The sequence below is a fragment of the Mixta hanseatica genome (assembly GCF_023517775.1).
Classification (GTDB): domain Bacteria; phylum Pseudomonadota; class Gammaproteobacteria; order Enterobacterales; family Enterobacteriaceae; genus Mixta; species Mixta hanseatica.
This window is the reverse complement of record NZ_CP082904.1, coordinates 424,307-441,174: the sequence shown is the minus strand read 5'-3', so window position 1 is coordinate 441,174 and position 16,868 is coordinate 424,307. Positions and strand designations below refer to the sequence as shown.

Below are 16,868 nucleotides of genomic sequence, written 5' to 3'. Positions count from 1 at the left end.
TCTCCTCCGACTTACTCTGCGCCGCCGACGAAGTCCAGATTCTGGCCTTCTTTCAGGGTGACGTAAGCTTTCTTCCAGTCGCTACGACGACCAATACGCTGTCCATGACGCTTAACCTTGCCCTTAACGACCAGGGTGTTCACGTCTTTGACTTCAACTTCAAACAGTTTCTGCACAGCGGCTTTGATTTCTGCTTTGGACGCGTCTTTCGCAACTTTGAGAACGATGGTGTTGGTTTTTTCCATCGCGGTAGACGCTTTTTCAGAAACGTGCGGCGCGCGCAGCACTTTCAGCAGACGTTCTTCACGGATCATGCCAGCATCTCCTCAACTTGCTTAACTGCGTCAGCAGTCATAACGACTTTGTCGAAGGCGATCAGGCTAACCGGATCGATACCCGCTGCATCACGCACGTCAACCTTGTACAGGTTACGCGCAGCCAGGAACAGATTTTCATCCAGTTCACCGGTGATGATCAGCACGTCTTCCAGCGCCATATCTTTCAGTTTCTGTGCCAGCAGCTTGGTTTTCGGCGCTTCTACAGAGAACTTCTCGACAACGATCAGACGATCCTGACGTACCAGCTCGGACAGAATGCTTTTCAGCGCGCCGCGGTACATCTTTTTGTTAACTTTTTGACTGTGATCCTGCGGCTTCGCAGCGAAAGTCACACCACCTGAACGCCAGATCGGGCTCTTAACAGAACCTGAACGCGCACGGCCGGTGCCTTTCTGGCGCCACGGTTTTTTACCGGAACCAGTTACTTCAGCACGGGTTTTCTGGGCACGAGTACCTTGACGGGCACCAGCTGCATAAGCAACAACAACCTGATGTACCAGCGCTTCGTTGAAATCACGACCGAAGGTAGTTTCGGAAACAGTCAGCGCGCTTTGCGCGTCTTTCAATACTAATTCCATTGCTATCCCCTTACGCCTTCACAGCTGGTTTAACGATCAGGTCGCTACCGGTAGCACCGGGAACTGCACCTTTAACCAGCAGCAGGTTGCGCTCAGCGTCAACACGTACTACGTCCAGGCTCTGAACGGTTACGCGCTCATTACCCAGCTGACCTGCCATTTTTTTGCCTTTGAACACTTTGCCCGGAGTCTGGTTCTGACCGATAGAACCCGGAACGCGGTGAGACAAGGAGTTACCGTGAGTAGCATCCTGGGTACGGAAGTTCCAGCGCTTAACAGTACCGGCGAAACCTTTACCTTTGGAGGTACCAGTCACGTCAACTTTCTTAACTTCAGCGAAAATTTCAACGCTGATGTCCTGGCCAACGGTATATTCTTCACCTTCAGCGGTGCGGAATTCCCACAGACCACGGCCAGCTTCTACGCCAGCTTTAGCAAAATGACCTGCTTCAGGTTTGGTCACACGGTTTGCTTTTTTAGCACCGGTGGTAACCTGGATGGCGCGGTAACCGTCGCTGTCCAGACCTTTAACCTGAGTAACACGGTTTGCTTCAACTTCGATAACGGTTACAGGGATAGAAACGCCTTCTTCAGTGAAGATGCGGGTCATACCCACTTTTTTACCGACTAAACCAATCATTGTTTCAACCTCTCAATCGCTCGATGACCTGATTAACCCAGGCTGATCTGCACGTCTACACCGGCAGCCAGATCCAGACGCATCAGAGCATCAACGGTTTTTTCAGTTGGCTCAACGATGTCAACCAGACGCTTGTGAGTGCGGATTTCATACTGATCGCGCGCGTCTTTGTTAACGTGCGGGGAGATCAGAACGGTAAAGCGCTCTTTGCGGGTCGGCAGCGGGATCGGACCACGCACCTGCGCACCAGTGCGCTTGGCGGTCTCGACGATTTCCGCGGTTGATTGATCGATCAGACGATGATCAAACGCTTTAAGACGGATACGGATTCTTTGGTTCTGCATGAGACCAGAGCTCCAATTATTTTATAAACGAAAAAAATTACTCCTCACACCCATTACGATTGATGGGGGAGTGTAATCGTTCAGCATATAACTCCCCAATCGGGAGTATTGTCAGGCCAGGCGATATCCGACTAGCCTGCGATTCTGCTCGAATCGCGCCTGCAATATTAGCAGGCCCGCGCATTATACGGGAATTCGCTCAGATAGCAACCCGCAGAACGCCCTCGCCGCTAAAAAAGTGGCGCGCCGCAGTCGCCAGCAACCCGTTGGCCTTATCCGCCATTGGCCCGCTCAGGCCTGTTGCTCGTGTAGCGCTACGGCGCTGGTATTGCCGCTTGTTTATCCTGGCAGGGCTAAGACTCTTCTCTGATTTGCGCCTGGAGATAGTTCTGGATGCCCATTTTTTGTATTAGCTCTAGCTCCGTTTCCAGCCAGTCGATATGGTGCTCTTCATCAGCAAGGATTTCGATCATCATATCGCGGCTCACGTAGTCGAAGATTTTATCCGCATAGGCAATCGCCTCGCGCAGATCGCTTGCGCCCTCCAGCTCCAGCGCCAGATCGGAGCGCAGCATCTCTTCCACATCCTCGCCAATGCGCAAACGCCCCAGGTCCTGCAGATTAGGTATGCCTTCGAGAAAGAGAATGCGCTCAATATATTTATCGGCATGCTTCATCTCATCAATCGACTCGTGGTACTCAACGTCATTCAGACGCATCAGTCCCCAGTTTTTGAACATGCGCGCATGCAGAAAATATTGATTAACCGCAACCAGCTCATTGCCCAGCAATTTATTAAGATAACTCACTACCTTTGCATCGCCTTTCATTTCGCTACCTCCGCTTCCAGTTACTTTGAGCCTATACCGGGTTGGTAAACTTGCCACTCTGCCCGGCATTCTCTTCCGCACTTTGCGCGATGTATCGCGATTGAAAGTTTTGCACCGTCTGCGGTTTGCTACGCGCCGGCAATAAAAAAGCGCCGCCCTGGGAGTGCAGGCGGCGCAATAAGACAAAATATGTCGAGCGAAACCAGATTACTTCAGCATTTCTTCCGTGATGGTAACCTGCTTCAGTAATTTCCCGCTATCAACGCTATGGCTCCAGCCTGGCTGGCCTTCGGCCAGAACAACTTTTACGGTATCGCCCACGTTCGGTTCCGCCGTAATGTTAGTTTTCACCGTTACCGTGCCATTAGCATTATAAGTATTGGAAGAGTAATATGATCTACTGTTGTAAATCTCACCCTCATAGGTGTTGTTGATATAGATCATAATGCGTTTTTCAGCATTAAACGTCTCTTTATCCAACGTGGTTTTAATCGCCATTCTGCCGTCAGGCTGACGCGCGACATCAACGTTAAGGTCAAGGCCAATTTCCTGAGAGAGCAGCTTAGCGGAGATGGCGCCCAGTTCATGATCGTCGGTATCGCCGCTCAGATCCCAGATAATGGCGCCGCCATAGCCCTCACGTTCGATATAGTTTACCTTCTCTCGAATAGAGTCCGTATCATCATAGGTATAAAACTCCTGCGCGCTGGCATTGTAGAGGTAAGGTACATGCGCCTGAGCGTCCCAGTAACGCTGGAACTGTTTGTCCAGGGCCATCTGTTTTAGCTTGCGATAAGGATTGGTGCCGGTGAATTCGTTTTTATCATCCCACTGGCCTTTTACCCCTGCGCGGCCACTATTAAACAGCCCTGGCAGACCGGCGATGTTTTCATTGGCTGAAACGAAATCCCAGGCACGCCCATACCATGACAGGCCTACCATCAGTTTGTTTTTTGGTATGCCCCAGGTTTGGTTATATTCCTTCATGGTCGAATCGATATTGAATTTCTTATCGCTATCAAGGGAATTCGCATAAAGCGGCGAATTATGACCGGTAATCGCATCAAAGGCGCCATGATAGTCGTAGCTCATGACATTAACACTATCAAGCAGAGGGGCCGTTTCTGCCGGATTGGTATACTTAATATTATTATGATTCGCCGTAACCGCTGATGAAAGCTGGTAATAGCGATCGTTTTTCAGGCCTAACGCGTCCAGCTTGGCGCGCAGGCTTTTAATTAGCTGAGTATACTGCGCAGCCTGTTTCTCGGTGCTGGGGTATTCCCAGTCGATATCAACGCCGTCAAAGCCCCACTGGATCATATAATCAACGATACTACTGGCCAGACGCTCCACGCGTTGCGGCGTGGCCGTAGCGGCTTCAAACACCTTAACCTGATTTTCTTCAGGCTCATTACAACGCTCCGCGCAAACCTGAGAATTGGTATAGCCGCCGACAGAAAGCATATTTATCACACCCGCTTCTTTGGTGCGCTTAGCGAGCTCTTTCATTAGTGCCGGGCCTTTCCCGGTGTCATGCGTCTCTACTATGCCCGCAGAAGTAACTACAGCAAAGCCATAGTTTAAGTGGGAAATTTGGTTATAAGCCACTTTTTCAGGCGTAAAATAGTCATGCGCCTTATAGACGCCCCACTCCGGGAAATAACCAATAACTTTACGTTTACTGGAGAGCGCTTCTTTCAGTTGTTTTTGGAAATCTTGCGCCTGCTGACCAGTATAAGGACTAAAGCGGAGCACTTTAATAATATCTGGCTTAGCGTCCCCTATCCTTCTCCAGACCGGATCGGTACCCGGTAATTGTCCTGGGCCGGCCCACCACTGGTTTTGCCAAAGGGAATCGTCATAAATAATATACTGAGACTTCTGGTCGTAAACCTTGGTCTCGTCATAGGCATACTCAAAGAATTCCCAATCATACTCGGCAACTATAACCTCAGCCTCGCCGAAAAATTTTATCTCTTTACCATTTTCATCTTTACCGCCCGCATAAATTTCATGCCAGGTTTTGCCGCCGTCCGTTGAATACATCTTTAGATCTGTTAGTCCAACGATAATGTTTTGCTGATCGTCTACCAACAGCACGCCATCCGACGCCATCGCGGTATAGCTTGCCATCACAGTACAGCTTGCTAACAACAATCCGCTGACAATTTTATTTAAACGCATTCCTTTTCCCTCGTTGATCCATAAATATTGTTGCTAAATCAATATGGCTAATTAACCCGTAACGGCTGGAATGACATGACGCCATACCCAGCAAGCGTTTAATAAGGGTTTAAAAACAGGCTGAAAAATTCACTGCAGGGCAGAAGATAAATAATCTCATCAGCAAAATCGCGATGAACTTACTTAATTAATACGAGGTTTATATTGAGTAGGATAAACGATGCAGGCTAAGGAAGCGGACTGAAGAATAACATAAGCGTTCAACCAAAGCAGAAGAGGTTGCTTATTCAATATGAGGGCTTATTCTGCTTCCCAACGCCAGGTTCTTATGTCACGCAGGCGCGCTGGAAAGCTGGCAGCGCCCGCGTTCTTATCGCATGGCAGAGGTATATTAAGCGATTTCCTGATACTCCGTTAACAGCAGCAGCTCTTCATCCATAATCTCACGCGCAGCGCGGATGCATTTCCCACACTGCTGACCTACCGGCACAATTTTTCGCAAATGCTGAATCGATTTTGGTTGATAACGGCGCACAGCTTCACGGATGGTTTTATCACTAATCGCATTACACAAACAGACGTACATTCAGCCGCTCCAGTACAAAATTTGATCGCATTCTAAATGAGAATCGTTTGTATTACAACGTGCAGTTTATGTGGATTAACGCCATGGGCTGGGCTGGGCTGGGCTGGGGAGACAGAAGCACAATGAGAATGTTTAAAAAAAAAGAGCACCGAAGCGCTCTTTTCAGGCTAAGGCGGCACCAAAGCGCCGCCGGCTTATCGACAATTAAGCGATAATTTTAGCAACAACGCCCGCGCCTACGGTACGGCCGCCTTCACGGATTGCGAAACGCAGACCGTCGTCCATCGCGATTGGGTGAATCAGGGTAACAACCATTTTGATGTTGTCGCCCGGCATCACCATCTCAACGCCTTCCGGCAGTTCAACGGAACCAGTCACGTCAGTAGTACGGAAGTAGAACTGCGGACGGTAGCCTTTGAAGAACGGAGTATGACGGCCGCCTTCGTCTTTGGACAGAACGTAAACTTCTGATTCAAAAGTGGTGTGCGGCTTGATGGAGCCCGGCTTAGCCAGAACCTGGCCACGCTCGATCTCTTCACGTTTGATACCACGCAGCAGAACGCCAACGTTCTCACCAGCCTGACCCTGATCCAGCAGTTTGCGGAACATTTCAACGCCGGTACAGGTAGATTTCGCAGTATCTTTGATACCCACGATCTCAACTTCTTCACCCACTTTGATCACGCCACGCTCAACACGACCGGTAACAACGGTACCACGGCCAGAGATAGAGAATACGTCTTCGATCGGCAGCAGGAACGGCAGATCGATAGCACGCTGCGGGTCAGGGATGTAAGAATCCAGGTGACCAGCCAGCTCAACGATTTTCTCTTCCCACTCAGCTTCGCCTTCCAGCGCTTTCAGCGCGGAACCGCGAACGATCGGAGTGTCGTCGCCCGGGAAGTCGTACTGTGACAGCAGGTCACGTACTTCCATTTCAACCAGTTCCAGCAGCTCTTCATCATCAACCATGTCACATTTGTTCAGGAACACGATGATGTAAGGAACGCCAACCTGACGACCCAGCAGGATGTGCTCACGAGTCTGCGGCATCGGGCCGTCAGTCGCAGCAACAACCAGGATAGCGCCGTCCATCTGAGCAGCACCGGTGATCATGTTTTTCACATAGTCGGCGTGGCCCGGGCAGTCAACGTGCGCGTAGTGACGGGTCGGGGTTTCATATTCAACGTGAGAAGTGTTGATGGTGATACCACGAGCCTTCTCTTCCGGCGCGTTATCGATCTGATCGAACGCACGAGCCTGGCCACCGTAAGTTTTGGACAGAACGGTGGTGATAGCTGCGGTCAGAGTGGTTTTACCGTGGTCAACGTGGCCGATAGTACCAACGTTAACGTGCGTTTTGTTACGCTGAAATTGCTCTTTCGCCATGGCGATATTCCTTACTGTTATGCCCTCATGCTTGATGAGGGCATCTGTTCACTATTCTAAAACCGTAGCTTATTTGCTACGAGATTCAATAACGGCCTGAGCGACGTTGTTCGGCGCTTCCGCGTACTTCAGGAACTCCATGGAGTAAGAAGCACGGCCCTGGGTCTGAGAACGCAGGTCAGTAGCATAACCGAACATTTCAGACAGCGGTACCTGAGCGCGAACGGTTTTACCGGTAGCGGTGTCATCCATACCTTCGATGATACCACGACGACGGTTCAGGTCACCGATTACGTCACCCATGTTCTCTTCCGGCGTTTCAACTTCAACCTTCATGATCGGCTCAAGCAGAACCGGCTTCGCTTTCTTAAAGCCGTCTTTAAACGCCAGAGATGCAGCCAGTTTAAACGCCAGTTCAGAGGAGTCCACATCATGGTAAGAACCGAAGTGCAGACGAACGCCCAAGTCAACTACCGGGTAACCCGCCAGCGGACCAGATTTCAGCTGCTCCTGGATACCTTTGTCAACTGCAGGGATGTATTCACCAGGAATCACACCGCCTTTGATGTCGTTGACAAATTCGTAGCCTTTGCCGCCCGGCTCCAGCGGGTACAGGTCGATCACAACGTGACCGTACTGACCACGACCACCAGACTGTTTCGCGTGTTTACCTTCGACATCCTTGATGGTGTCGCGGATAGTTTCACGGTAAGCAACCTGCGGTTTACCTACGTTAGCTTCAACGTTGAACTCACGCTTCATACGGTCAACGATGATGTCGAGGTGCAGCTCACCCATACCAGCGATAATGGTCTGGTTAGATTCTTCGTCAGTCCATACGCGGAATGACGGGTCTTCTTTCGCCAGACGGCCCAGAGCCAGACCCATTTTTTCCTGGTCAGCTTTGGTTTTCGGTTCAACCGCGATAGAGATAACCGGCTCCGGGAACTCCATACGTTCCAGGATGATCGGGTTGTTCGGATCACACAGGGTATCACCGGTGATCACGTCTTTCAGACCGATCGCCGCAGCGATATCGCCCGCGCGAACTTCTTTGATCTCTTCACGTTTGTTGGCGTGCATCTGTACGATACGGCCAAAACGCTCACGCTGTGATTTCACAGAGTTCAGTACGGTATCACCTGAGTTAACCACGCCTGAGTACACGCGGAAGAAGGTCAGGTTACCCACGAACGGGTCGTTGGCAATTTTGAACGCCAGAGCAGAGAACGGCTCTTTATCGTCAGAGTGACGCTCTGCCGGAGTATCTTTACCGTCGTCCAGCATACCCTTGATAGCCGGTACGTCGGTCGGTGCTGGCAGGAATTCAACCACTGCATCCAGCATCGCCTGAACACCTTTGTTCTTAAATGCAGAACCACAGGTAACCAGGATGATTTCGTTGTTCAGCACGCGCAGACGCAGTGCTTTTTTGATCTCTTCTTCAGTCAGCTCTTCGCCGCCGAGGTATTTCTCCATCAGCTCTTCAGAGGCTTCTGCCGCAGATTCGATCAGGTTCTGATGCCATTCTTCAGCCAGGTCAACCATGTCAGCCGGGATCTCTTCATAAGTGAAGGTCACGCCTGCATCTTCTTCGTTCCAGTTGATGGCTTTCATTTTGATCAGGTCAACAACGCCGGTGAATTTCTCTTCAGCGCCGATAGCCAGCTGCAGAGGAACCGGGTTTGCACCCAGACGGGTTTTGATCTGACCAACAACTTTCAGGAAGTTAGCGCCCATGCGGTCCATTTTGTTAACGAACGCGATGCGCGGAACTTTATATTTGTTAGCCTGACGCCATACGGTTTCAGACTGCGGCTGAACACCACCAACCGCACAGTAAACCATTACCGCGCCATCAAGAACACGCATGGAACGTTCAACTTCGATGGTGAAGTCAACGTGTCCCGGGGTGTCGATGATGTTGATGCGGTGCGGCTCAAACTGCTTGGCCATACCTGACCAGAACGCGGTGGTCGCAGCAGAAGTAATGGTAATACCACGTTCCTGCTCCTGTGCCATCCAGTCCATGGTTGCAGCGCCATCATGTACTTCACCGATTTTGTGGTTAACACCGGTGTAGAACAGGATACGCTCGGTGGTAGTGGTCTTACCGGCGTCGATGTGAGCACTGATACCGATGTTACGGTAACGTGAAATGGGTGTTGTACGAGCCATTTGATTCCTCTGATTCTCGGACGTTCAAAATAAGTCATCCCCAGCGGGTTGGCTAATTGAGCGCCCGCTGGGTTAACAATAACTACGCGGTTATTACCAGCGGTAGTGAGCGAACGCCTTGTTGGCTTCGGCCATACGGTGAACGTCTTCACGTTTCTTCACTGCAGTACCTTTGTTCTCTGCAGCATCAGAAAGTTCGTTCGCCAGGCGCAGAGCCATCGATTTATCACCGCGTTTACGAGCAGCTTCTACGATCCAACGCATTGCCAGAGCATTACGACGGACCGGACGGACTTCAACCGGTACCTGATAAGTAGAACCGCCAACGCGACGTGACTTAACTTCTACAGTCGGACGTACGTTGTCGAGAGCGACTTCGAAAGCTTCCAGTTCGGTTTTACCAGAACGCTGAGCCAGGGTCTCCAGCGCGGTATAGACGATTGCTTCAGCAGTAGATTTTTTACCATCTACCATCAGGATATTTACAAATTTGGCCAGCAGCTCAGATCCGAACTTAGGATCTGGCAGGATTTTACGTTGACCAATGACGCGACGACGTGGCATGGAAATACTCCGTTGTTAATTCAGGATTGTCCAAAACTCTACGAGTTTATTTTGACATTTAATTTAAAACGTTTGGCCTTACTTAACGGAGAACCATTAAGCCTTTGGCTTCTTCACGCCATACTTGGAGCGAGCCTGCTTACGGTCTTTAACACCAGAGCAGTCAAGCGCGCCACGAACGGTGTGGTAACGCACACCTGGCAGGTCTTTAACACGACCGCCACGGATCAGGATTACGGAGTGTTCCTGCAGGTTGTGGCCTTCGCCACCGATGTAGGAAGTCACTTCGAAACCGTTGGTTAAACGAACACGGCATACTTTACGCAGTGCGGAGTTCGGTTTTTTCGGGGTAGTGGTGTACACACGGGTACAAACACCACGTTTCTGCGGGCAAGCTTCCAGCGCCGGCACGTTGCTTTTAGCAACTTTGCGTACGCGCGGTTTGCGAACCAGCTGATTAACTGTTGCCATTAAATAGCTCCTGGATTTAGCTTTTGCTTCGTAAACACGTAATAAATCGCCTCGTATTAATACGAGGACGCAGAATTTTAGGGCTGAGCAGAAAAGGTGTCAAGAAATAACCAGGCGTCTTATGCTCACCAGGGCATTTGTTGTTGCTGTTTTACCGTCAGCATAACGAAATCATTATAGTCGATAACGGTGATTTCGGATGAAATTTGCGCAGTTAATCCGCGCGCCTCGACATCCTCCTTCAGCGCCCAGAGCCGCGCTGGGGCTTGCAACAGCTGTGGCAACAGGCGATTATTTTGTAGCCCGGCCAGGACGCCGTCCTGCATCAACAACAGATCGTCATCCGCCTGCAGCATGCGCAGCAATAAAAAATAATCGCACTGAAACGGTGAACTCATCAGCGTATGCAGCATCAAGGCTCCTTAAAAAGTCAGGATATGGTCAGCCTGCGACAGACGGACGCGTAGCGCCGCGCTGTCCAGAACCTGCACGGGCAGCACGCGCGGGCTCTCTGGCGTCAGCCCGCGTTCAGCAAGCGAGTCGGCGCAAATATAACACGCCTCGACCTCATACAACGGCAGGACGCCGAAGGTGGCGATATAATTGCGCGCCAGCACTTTTTCCGGCTGTTGCCGATCGCTCAACTGCAGTACGCCGTCGCCGATAAAAAAGAGCGAGACCTGCTCGCACAGGGCGGCGGTGGCCAATGCCGCATCCAGCCCTTCCCGTCCGCTGCTGCTGCCGTGAGGCGCGCGGGTAAAAACAAAGGCGATCGATTTCATCAGAACTGCACCACTCTATCGCTGGTAAGCATCGCTTCGGCTAACGCGCCCAGACCTGCCAGGGTAAATCCAGGCTGAAGATTGGCCGAACCCAGCCCCAGGCTGGCAGCTTCCTGTTTATCGGTCACGCCGCGTCTTAATGCCGCCGCTACGCAAATGTTCAGCGCCACGCCCTGCTGCTGCAACGCTTGCCAGGCGCGCACCATATCAAACTCATCACCGGCCGGAGCCGTAAGCTGGTTACCGTTCAGCACCCCTTCCCGATAGAAGAAGATGCTCACCAGCTGATGCCCGGCCGTCAGCAAAGCGCGAGCAAAAAGCAGCGCGCTGCTGGCTTGCTGGGTGCCGTAAGCCGGTCCCGTCACCACAAGCGTATAACGCATTAACGCTCCTGCCCCTGGGTATCGCCACTTTTAAACTGGCGGATATAGAGATAAACCGTATGTTTAGAAATATTAAGCCGGTCGGCGACCTGGTTAATGGCATCTTTGATATCAAAAATGCCTTTCTCGTACAGATTCAGCACAATCTGACGGTTCTTCATGTTGTTCGCCACGTTGCGGTCGGCGCTGACTTCCTCAATGGTGAACTCCAGCGTCTGGGTCACCAGATCTTCTACCGAAGAAGCAAAGTTAACCGGTGATGCAACATCCGGGGTTTCCGGCGGCATAAACGTCGACATGATTTGCGAGAAAGGAACGTCCAGATTCATGTTGATGCACAGCAGGCCGATCACGCGCTGCTGGCGGTTACGAATAGCGATCGTCACCGACTTCATCAGCACCCCGCTTTTCGCGCGGGTGAAGTAGGCGCGTGAGACATTGCTGTCAGCCCCGGTCATATCATGCAGCATGCGCAGCGCCAGATCGGTAATCGGCGAGCCGACTTTACGACCGGTATGTTCGCCGTTGGCGATACGCACCGCGGAACATTTTAAATCCTCTAGCGAATGCAGCACGATTTCACAATGTGAGCCAATCAGCATCGCGAGGCCATCAACAACGGCTTCGTAAGATTTCAGGATATCGTAGTCAGTTTGATCGAACGGATGTTGTTCCAGTAAATCGAGATCGGTCAGATCGCCTGGATTGAATGGATTAGACATGAAAGACATTACCCTAATTGGCTGGAGCCTGTCTCAGCGCGGCCAGGGCAGACTCATCATACAAATTTGCGCAGCGCTAGTCTGGCAAATGTCTGCAGCTTATGCCAGATTTTTGTCCAGCCGGGGATCGCGGGGCATACAAATAAAACCGCCGCGTTAACGCGGCGGTAGCAGGATTACTGTGCTTTTTTGTCGTCGGCGACTGGAGCCTGCGCTTTCGCGTCAGCTTTCGGCGCCGGTTTGATATCCAGCAGTTCAACATCAAACACCAGCGTGGAGTTAGCCGGAATGCCCGGAACGCCATTTTTACCGTAGGCGAGCTGCGGTGGAATGACCAGCTTGATTTTCCCGCCTTTCTTCACGTGCTTCAGGCCTTCAGTCCAGCCCGGGATCACGCCGTCAAGACGGAAAGAGAGCGGCTCGCCACGGGTGTAAGAGTTATCGAACTCCGTACCGTCAATCAGCGTGCCTTTATAGTTAACCACGACGGTATCACTATCTTTCGGCGCGTCACCGCTGCCCGCTTTCTCTACCAGATAGAGTAAGCCACTATCGGTTTTCTTCACGCCTTTCTGTTTAGCGAATTTTGCGGTGTAGGCATCGCCTTTCTCCGCATTTTCTTTCGCATCTTTTTCCATCTTCGCCTGAGCGGCGCCCTTCACGCGGCCTTCAAAAGACTGCAGGGTTTGTTCAATTTCCTGGTCGGATAATTTGCTTTTGCCGGCGAAGGCGTCCTGCACGCCAGCAATCAGCTGTGATTTATCCAGCTGAATGCCCAGTTTTTCCTGTTCTTTCAGCGAATTTTCCATATAACGGCCCAGCGATGCACCCAGCGCATAGGCAGATTGCTGGTCTTCGTTTTTGAAAGCCGCGTTTTTAGGGGCTTGAGGCGCAGCTTGTTCAGCCGGTGCGGAGTCTGCTGCCAATGCCATCGGTGCATTGAGCGTGGCGGCCATCGTGGCGGCTAACAGCGTAATTTTAAACAGTGATTTCATCCATTATCTCCAAAACCGAAGCCTCTCACCTCGGCAATCGTTGCAGACCAACAGGCCTGTACTATAACTGTGCGGAACAACTTATCATGCCCGCCCGGCAAACTTAAGAGTACATCCGACCCTTTTTTGTGTCGGGAAGTTCCAATTGATATGACGATAAGGCTGTGCTTTTTCAACCATCGCGGGCAAAATCGCACAACATAAAGTGAAGGCATGCGGTTTTAGCCTCAACGGATAGCCAGCCGACATGCCAGACACGCGCAACAGGGGAATAGCGATGCAGCAACATACCTTTGAACAACAGCTGGAACGGCTGGAAAGCAAACTCGCCTTTCAGGAGCAGACCATCGAAGATCTAAATCAGACCGTGGTCCAGCATGAAATGGAAATGGCTAAAATGCGTGAGCAAATACGCCTGCTGATTGATAAATTAAAAGCTGCGGCGCCTTCAATGATGGCGCATCCATCGGAAGAAACTCCGCCGCCGCACTATTAATCGTTGCGCCTGTCTGACGCTGCGGCATATTATTTAGCGCGCCGCAGCATCCTTAATGGGTTATTTACCACTCCCTTATTTACGCCTCTCCGCTGGTTGTTTTTTCGACCTTTAATTATCGATTAACATCAACATGCCGAAAATTCATTTTGCTGCGCGTAACGGGAAAATATAATGAAAATAACAAGGATGAACAAATACTGAAAAAGTTGTAAGAAATGATAACTTAATCAATCATTAAACTTATTTTTTCCAGCCTGACTTATCGATTAATGGAATAAAAAATTAACTATGGATCATTATAAAGGCTGGCTTTTACCTGCCATACTATTGTTACCTGTCGGGTGTAAACCGCTGGAAGAAAATAGTCTTCATGGCTATATCGAAGCCCATTACCTTTATATTTCTCCAGCTACATCTGGCACGCTGAAAACTTTAGCAGTAAATAAAGGAGAGCAGGCGGAAAAGGCGGCGCTATTATTTACCGTGGATAATGAAAAGGAGCAGCAGGAAGTCAACCTGGCGCTGGCACAGCTGGCACGTGAACAGCTGGTTTTAAAAGATCTCTCTTCGGGTAAACGTCAAGAAGAGCTGGCGATTTTGCATGCGCAGCGCAGGCAGGCGAGTGAAGCACTGGCGCTGGCAGAATCGAAACTGGTCCGGGAGCGCAAAAAGTATCAGCGGCAGATGCTCTCTGAGTTTGATTACGAGCAGGTAAAACGAGAACGTCAGCAAAAAGCGTCTGCCGTTGATGAAATCAATCAACGTATTACTGCGGAATCGCTACCGGCGCGTACGGCACAATATGCGGCCCAACAGCACCTTATCAAAGCTGCCCAGGCTACCCTGGCAAAAGCCGCCTGGGCCAACCAACAAACCTCACGTTATGCCCCCGTTAACGCTCAGGTGAGCGATATTTACTATTCGCCAGGCGAATGGGTGCCTGCCGGCAAAGCTGTACTGGCGCTCCTGCCGCCTGAGAATATTAAAGTCCGTTTCTTTGTCTCTGCGTTGCGCATGAGCCAGCTACGTTACGCACAAACCATCAGCATCAGGCCGTTGTCAGGCCCGCCGCTGCTGGCGCAAATCAACTATATCTCGCCGCAGGCCGAATATACGCCGCCGCTGGTTTACAGCAATCAACAGCGCGAGCAGATGGTTTTCCTTATTGAGGCGGTACCACAGAATCTTCAGCAGGCGAGTACGCAACTTCATCCCGGCATGGCAGTGACGGTAATGCTATGAGTAACGCTATCGAAGTCAGGCACCTCAACAAATATTTCGCTCAGCGCCATATCGTCAAAGATTTGTCGCTGACCATTGAGCAGGGAAAAATTTGCGGTTTTCTTGGGCCAAACGGCAGCGGAAAAACCACCAGCATCCGCATGTTGTGTGGATTACTGACACCTGACTCCGGCACTGGCCAATGCCTGGGCCACGATCTGATTAATAACTATGCGGCGATAAAAAAACAGACGGGCTATATGACGCAACATTTTTCTCTATGGAAAAAGCTCAGCGTTCGCGCCAACCTGCGGTTTCTGGCCCGCCTGCATAGATTAACCGCTGCGGGAAAGCGCGTCGATGACGTGCTGGAGCAGATGGGGCTGACGCAACGGCAGCATCAGTTGGCAGGCAATCTCTCCGGCGGCTGGAAACAACGCCTGGCGCTGGCCGCCGCGCTTCTGCATCGACCAAAGTTGTTACTGTTGGATGAGCCCACCGCCGGCGTCGATCCTAATGCCCGGCGTGAATTCTGGCACATTCTGCATCAGCTGGCCGAGCAGGGAATCACTATCCTGGTCAGCACTCACTATATGGACGAGGCCGAACGTTGCCATCAGCTGGCCTATCTGTGCTGGGGCACACTGCTGGCAACCGGTGATATCCCCTCGATCATTGCCCGGCAAAATTTACAAACCTGGCAAGTGCGCGGCGAGAATATCCACTGGCTGGAGAATACGCTGCGCGGTAAACCAGGCATTCAATATCTCACCCGGCTGGGCAATGTCCTGCACGTGACGGGAGGTCGGGGAGATGTCACGGAACAGACATTGCGCTGGCACGGCAAGCACCACCAGTTCATTTCGGTAGAAACCGGCCTGGAAGATATTTTCTCTCATCTGCTAAATCAATATGAGCAGCAAGAGGTAAAGTGATGCACGCCTTTTCATGGTTGCGCTGGTGGGGTGTGGTGATTAAGGAGCTGGAAGAGTTGCAAAAGGATCCGCTCAGTATCTGCCTGATTATTTTTATTCCGCTTATGCAGGTTATTATATTCGGCTATGCGCTGAATCCCGATCCTAAACGCTTGCCAACGGCCGTGGTGGATTACGACAAAAGCAGTTTCAGCCGTAATGTCGTGCATGCCCTGACGCATACTCAGTACTTTGAAATTGTCGGCCAAATGGATGAACGCCAGGCCAGGCAAGCGCTGCAACAAGGGAAGGTTCAGTTTGTGGTGACCATTCCGGCCGGCTTTTCCCGACATCTTATCCGCGAAGAGCGGGCGGACTTGCTAATCGAGGCCGATGCGACCAATCCGGCAACCATTGCTAATGCGCTGGCCGCTACGCAACCCTTGCCGGAGCAAATTTTGCGCCAGTCGCTGCCGAAAGCCGCGCTTTCCCATAACGGTGAGGTTCATGCCATCAACATGGTTATCCAGCGCGTTTACAATCCAGAAAACAGGATGGAGTACAACATTATTCCGGGATTGTTTAGCCTGGTAATTACCCTGACGCTGGTCTTACTGGCAGGCCTCTCGCTGGTAAGAGAAAAAGAAAACGGCACGATAGAAACGTTACTGGCCACGCCGGTAACGGCGTTTGAGGTAATTAGCGGTAAGATAATGCCTTACTTTGTCATTACCTCACTGCAGTCGTTGGCGATCATGCTCATCAGCCTGCATATCTTTCATATCCCTATGTATGGCGATTACCTTTCACTGATCCTGACGATCCTGCTGTTTATCTGCTCCAGCCTGATGGTCGGCATCGCGCTATCTCTCTTTGCCACCAGCCAGCTTCAGTCGATGCAGTTGACCTTTTTCTATCTGCTGCCAACCATTTTAATCAGCGGTTTTATGTTCCCTTTTCAGGGCATGCCGACATGGGCAAAAATGATGGGTTCGCTGCTGCCTAACACTTTTTTCCTGCGCTTAATTCGGGGGATCATGCTGAAGGGGAACAGCCTTATGACGCTGTGGCAACATGCGCTCTATCTGGTGATTATTATCGTTGCGCTGTGCGTGGCGGTACGCTTGCTCTATAAAAATCGGCTTGGTTAACGCATTAAAAACGGCGGGATATAACGGCAACTACTGAAAACGCCAATAATAAGGGCAGAGAGCGAACCGCTCCCTGCCCTCACATTATGCGATGCG

Annotated in this window: 20 protein-coding genes; 4 read left to right on the top strand and 16 right to left on the bottom strand. The window is 51.1% G+C overall.

Annotated elements, in window-relative coordinates:
• Positions 1-11 precede the first annotated feature (11 nt).
• The 16 genes from rplW to fkpA all read right to left on the bottom strand — a co-directional run bounded on the left by rplW (position 12) and on the right by fkpA (position 12,987).
• Positions 12-314, bottom strand: a complete 303-nt coding sequence (gene rplW, locus K6958_RS01995; RefSeq protein WP_038629756.1) for a 50S ribosomal protein L23 — start codon at positions 312-314, stop codon at positions 12-14.
• A complete protein-coding gene (rplD, locus tag K6958_RS01990) occupies positions 311-916 on the bottom strand; it encodes a 50S ribosomal protein L4 (protein ID WP_249893127.1) in 606 nt (201 codons plus the stop codon). Before rplD ends, rplW begins: the two co-directional genes overlap by 4 nt.
• Before the next feature lie 10 nt (positions 917-926).
• Positions 927-1,556 carry a 50S ribosomal protein L3 gene (gene rplC, locus K6958_RS01985; RefSeq protein WP_085068476.1) on the bottom strand — a complete coding sequence of 210 codons (630 nt, stop codon included), beginning with the start codon at positions 1,554-1,556 and terminating at the stop codon, positions 927-929.
• 32 nt (positions 1,557-1,588) lie between these two features.
• Entirely contained in the window at positions 1,589-1,900 is a 312-nt protein-coding gene (rpsJ, locus tag K6958_RS01980; protein WP_001181005.1) for a 30S ribosomal protein S10, read from the bottom strand.
• A 353-nt stretch (positions 1,901-2,253) separates the two neighbouring features.
• Positions 2,254-2,730: a bacterioferritin gene (bfr, locus tag K6958_RS01975; RefSeq protein ID WP_249893126.1), complete on the bottom strand. Its 477-nt coding sequence runs from the start codon at positions 2,728-2,730 to the stop codon at positions 2,254-2,256.
• A gap of 207 nt (positions 2,731-2,937) precedes the next feature.
• Entirely contained in the window at positions 2,938-4,917 is a 1,980-nt protein-coding gene (locus K6958_RS01970; RefSeq protein WP_249893125.1) for a glycosyl hydrolase family 18 protein, read from the bottom strand.
• A gap of 391 nt (positions 4,918-5,308) precedes the next feature.
• Entirely contained in the window at positions 5,309-5,503 is a 195-nt protein-coding gene (gene bfd / locus K6958_RS01965) for a bacterioferritin-associated ferredoxin (RefSeq protein ID WP_249893124.1), read from the bottom strand.
• A gap of 204 nt (positions 5,504-5,707) precedes the next feature.
• Complete coding sequence (gene tuf / locus K6958_RS01960) at positions 5,708-6,892, bottom strand: elongation factor Tu (protein WP_249893123.1); 1,185 nt, start codon at positions 6,890-6,892, stop codon at positions 5,708-5,710.
• 69 nt (positions 6,893-6,961) lie between these two features.
• Positions 6,962-9,070 carry an elongation factor G gene (gene fusA, locus K6958_RS01955; RefSeq protein WP_249893122.1) on the bottom strand — a complete coding sequence of 703 codons (2,109 nt, stop codon included), beginning with the start codon at positions 9,068-9,070 and terminating at the stop codon, positions 6,962-6,964.
• A 93-nt stretch (positions 9,071-9,163) separates the two neighbouring features.
• Positions 9,164-9,634: a 30S ribosomal protein S7 gene (gene rpsG, locus K6958_RS01950; RefSeq protein ID WP_038629748.1), complete on the bottom strand. Its 471-nt coding sequence runs from the start codon at positions 9,632-9,634 to the stop codon at positions 9,164-9,166.
• 96 nt (positions 9,635-9,730) lie between these two features.
• Positions 9,731-10,105: a 30S ribosomal protein S12 gene (gene rpsL, locus K6958_RS01945; RefSeq protein WP_003852912.1), complete on the bottom strand. Its 375-nt coding sequence runs from the start codon at positions 10,103-10,105 to the stop codon at positions 9,731-9,733.
• 125 nt (positions 10,106-10,230) lie between these two features.
• On the bottom strand, positions 10,231-10,518 hold the full coding sequence (gene tusB / locus K6958_RS01940; RefSeq protein ID WP_249893121.1) for a sulfurtransferase complex subunit TusB: 288 nt from the start codon (positions 10,516-10,518) through the stop codon (positions 10,231-10,233).
• Positions 10,519-10,527: 9 nt separating this feature from the next.
• Positions 10,528-10,887 carry a sulfurtransferase complex subunit TusC gene (gene tusC / locus K6958_RS01935; RefSeq protein WP_249893120.1) on the bottom strand — a complete coding sequence of 120 codons (360 nt, stop codon included), beginning with the start codon at positions 10,885-10,887 and terminating at the stop codon, positions 10,528-10,530.
• Complete coding sequence (tusD, locus tag K6958_RS01930; RefSeq protein ID WP_249893119.1) at positions 10,887-11,270, bottom strand: sulfurtransferase complex subunit TusD; 384 nt, start codon at positions 11,268-11,270, stop codon at positions 10,887-10,889. Before tusD ends, tusC begins: the two co-directional genes overlap by 1 nt.
• Positions 11,270-11,992 (bottom strand): helix-turn-helix transcriptional regulator, encoded by a 723-nt coding sequence (locus tag K6958_RS01925; RefSeq protein ID WP_249893118.1) that lies wholly within the window; start codon positions 11,990-11,992, stop codon positions 11,270-11,272. The genes tusD and K6958_RS01925 overlap by 1 nt, the downstream gene beginning before the upstream one ends.
• 176 nt (positions 11,993-12,168) lie before the next feature.
• Complete coding sequence (fkpA, locus tag K6958_RS01920; RefSeq protein WP_249893117.1) at positions 12,169-12,987, bottom strand: FKBP-type peptidyl-prolyl cis-trans isomerase; 819 nt, start codon at positions 12,985-12,987, stop codon at positions 12,169-12,171.
• 277 nt (positions 12,988-13,264) lie between these two features.
• Here fkpA and K6958_RS01915 point away from each other — a divergent pair, with 277 nt between their 5' ends.
• The 4 genes from K6958_RS01915 to K6958_RS01900 all read left to right on the top strand — a co-directional run bounded on the left by K6958_RS01915 (position 13,265) and on the right by K6958_RS01900 (position 16,772).
• On the top strand, positions 13,265-13,483 hold the full coding sequence (locus K6958_RS01915; RefSeq protein WP_249893116.1) for a SlyX family protein: 219 nt from the start codon (positions 13,265-13,267) through the stop codon (positions 13,481-13,483).
• Positions 13,484-13,774: 291 nt separating this feature from the next.
• Positions 13,775-14,728, top strand: a complete 954-nt coding sequence (locus K6958_RS01910; protein WP_249893115.1) for an HlyD family secretion protein — start codon at positions 13,775-13,777, stop codon at positions 14,726-14,728.
• Positions 14,725-15,642, top strand: coding sequence for an ABC transporter ATP-binding protein (locus K6958_RS01905; protein ID WP_249893114.1), 918 nt, complete (start codon positions 14,725-14,727; stop codon positions 15,640-15,642). The genes K6958_RS01910 and K6958_RS01905 overlap by 4 nt, the downstream gene beginning before the upstream one ends.
• Complete coding sequence (locus tag K6958_RS01900; RefSeq protein ID WP_249893113.1) at positions 15,642-16,772, top strand: ABC transporter permease; 1,131 nt, start codon at positions 15,642-15,644, stop codon at positions 16,770-16,772. Before K6958_RS01905 ends, K6958_RS01900 begins: the two co-directional genes overlap by 1 nt.
• Positions 16,773-16,868 lie beyond the last annotated feature (96 nt).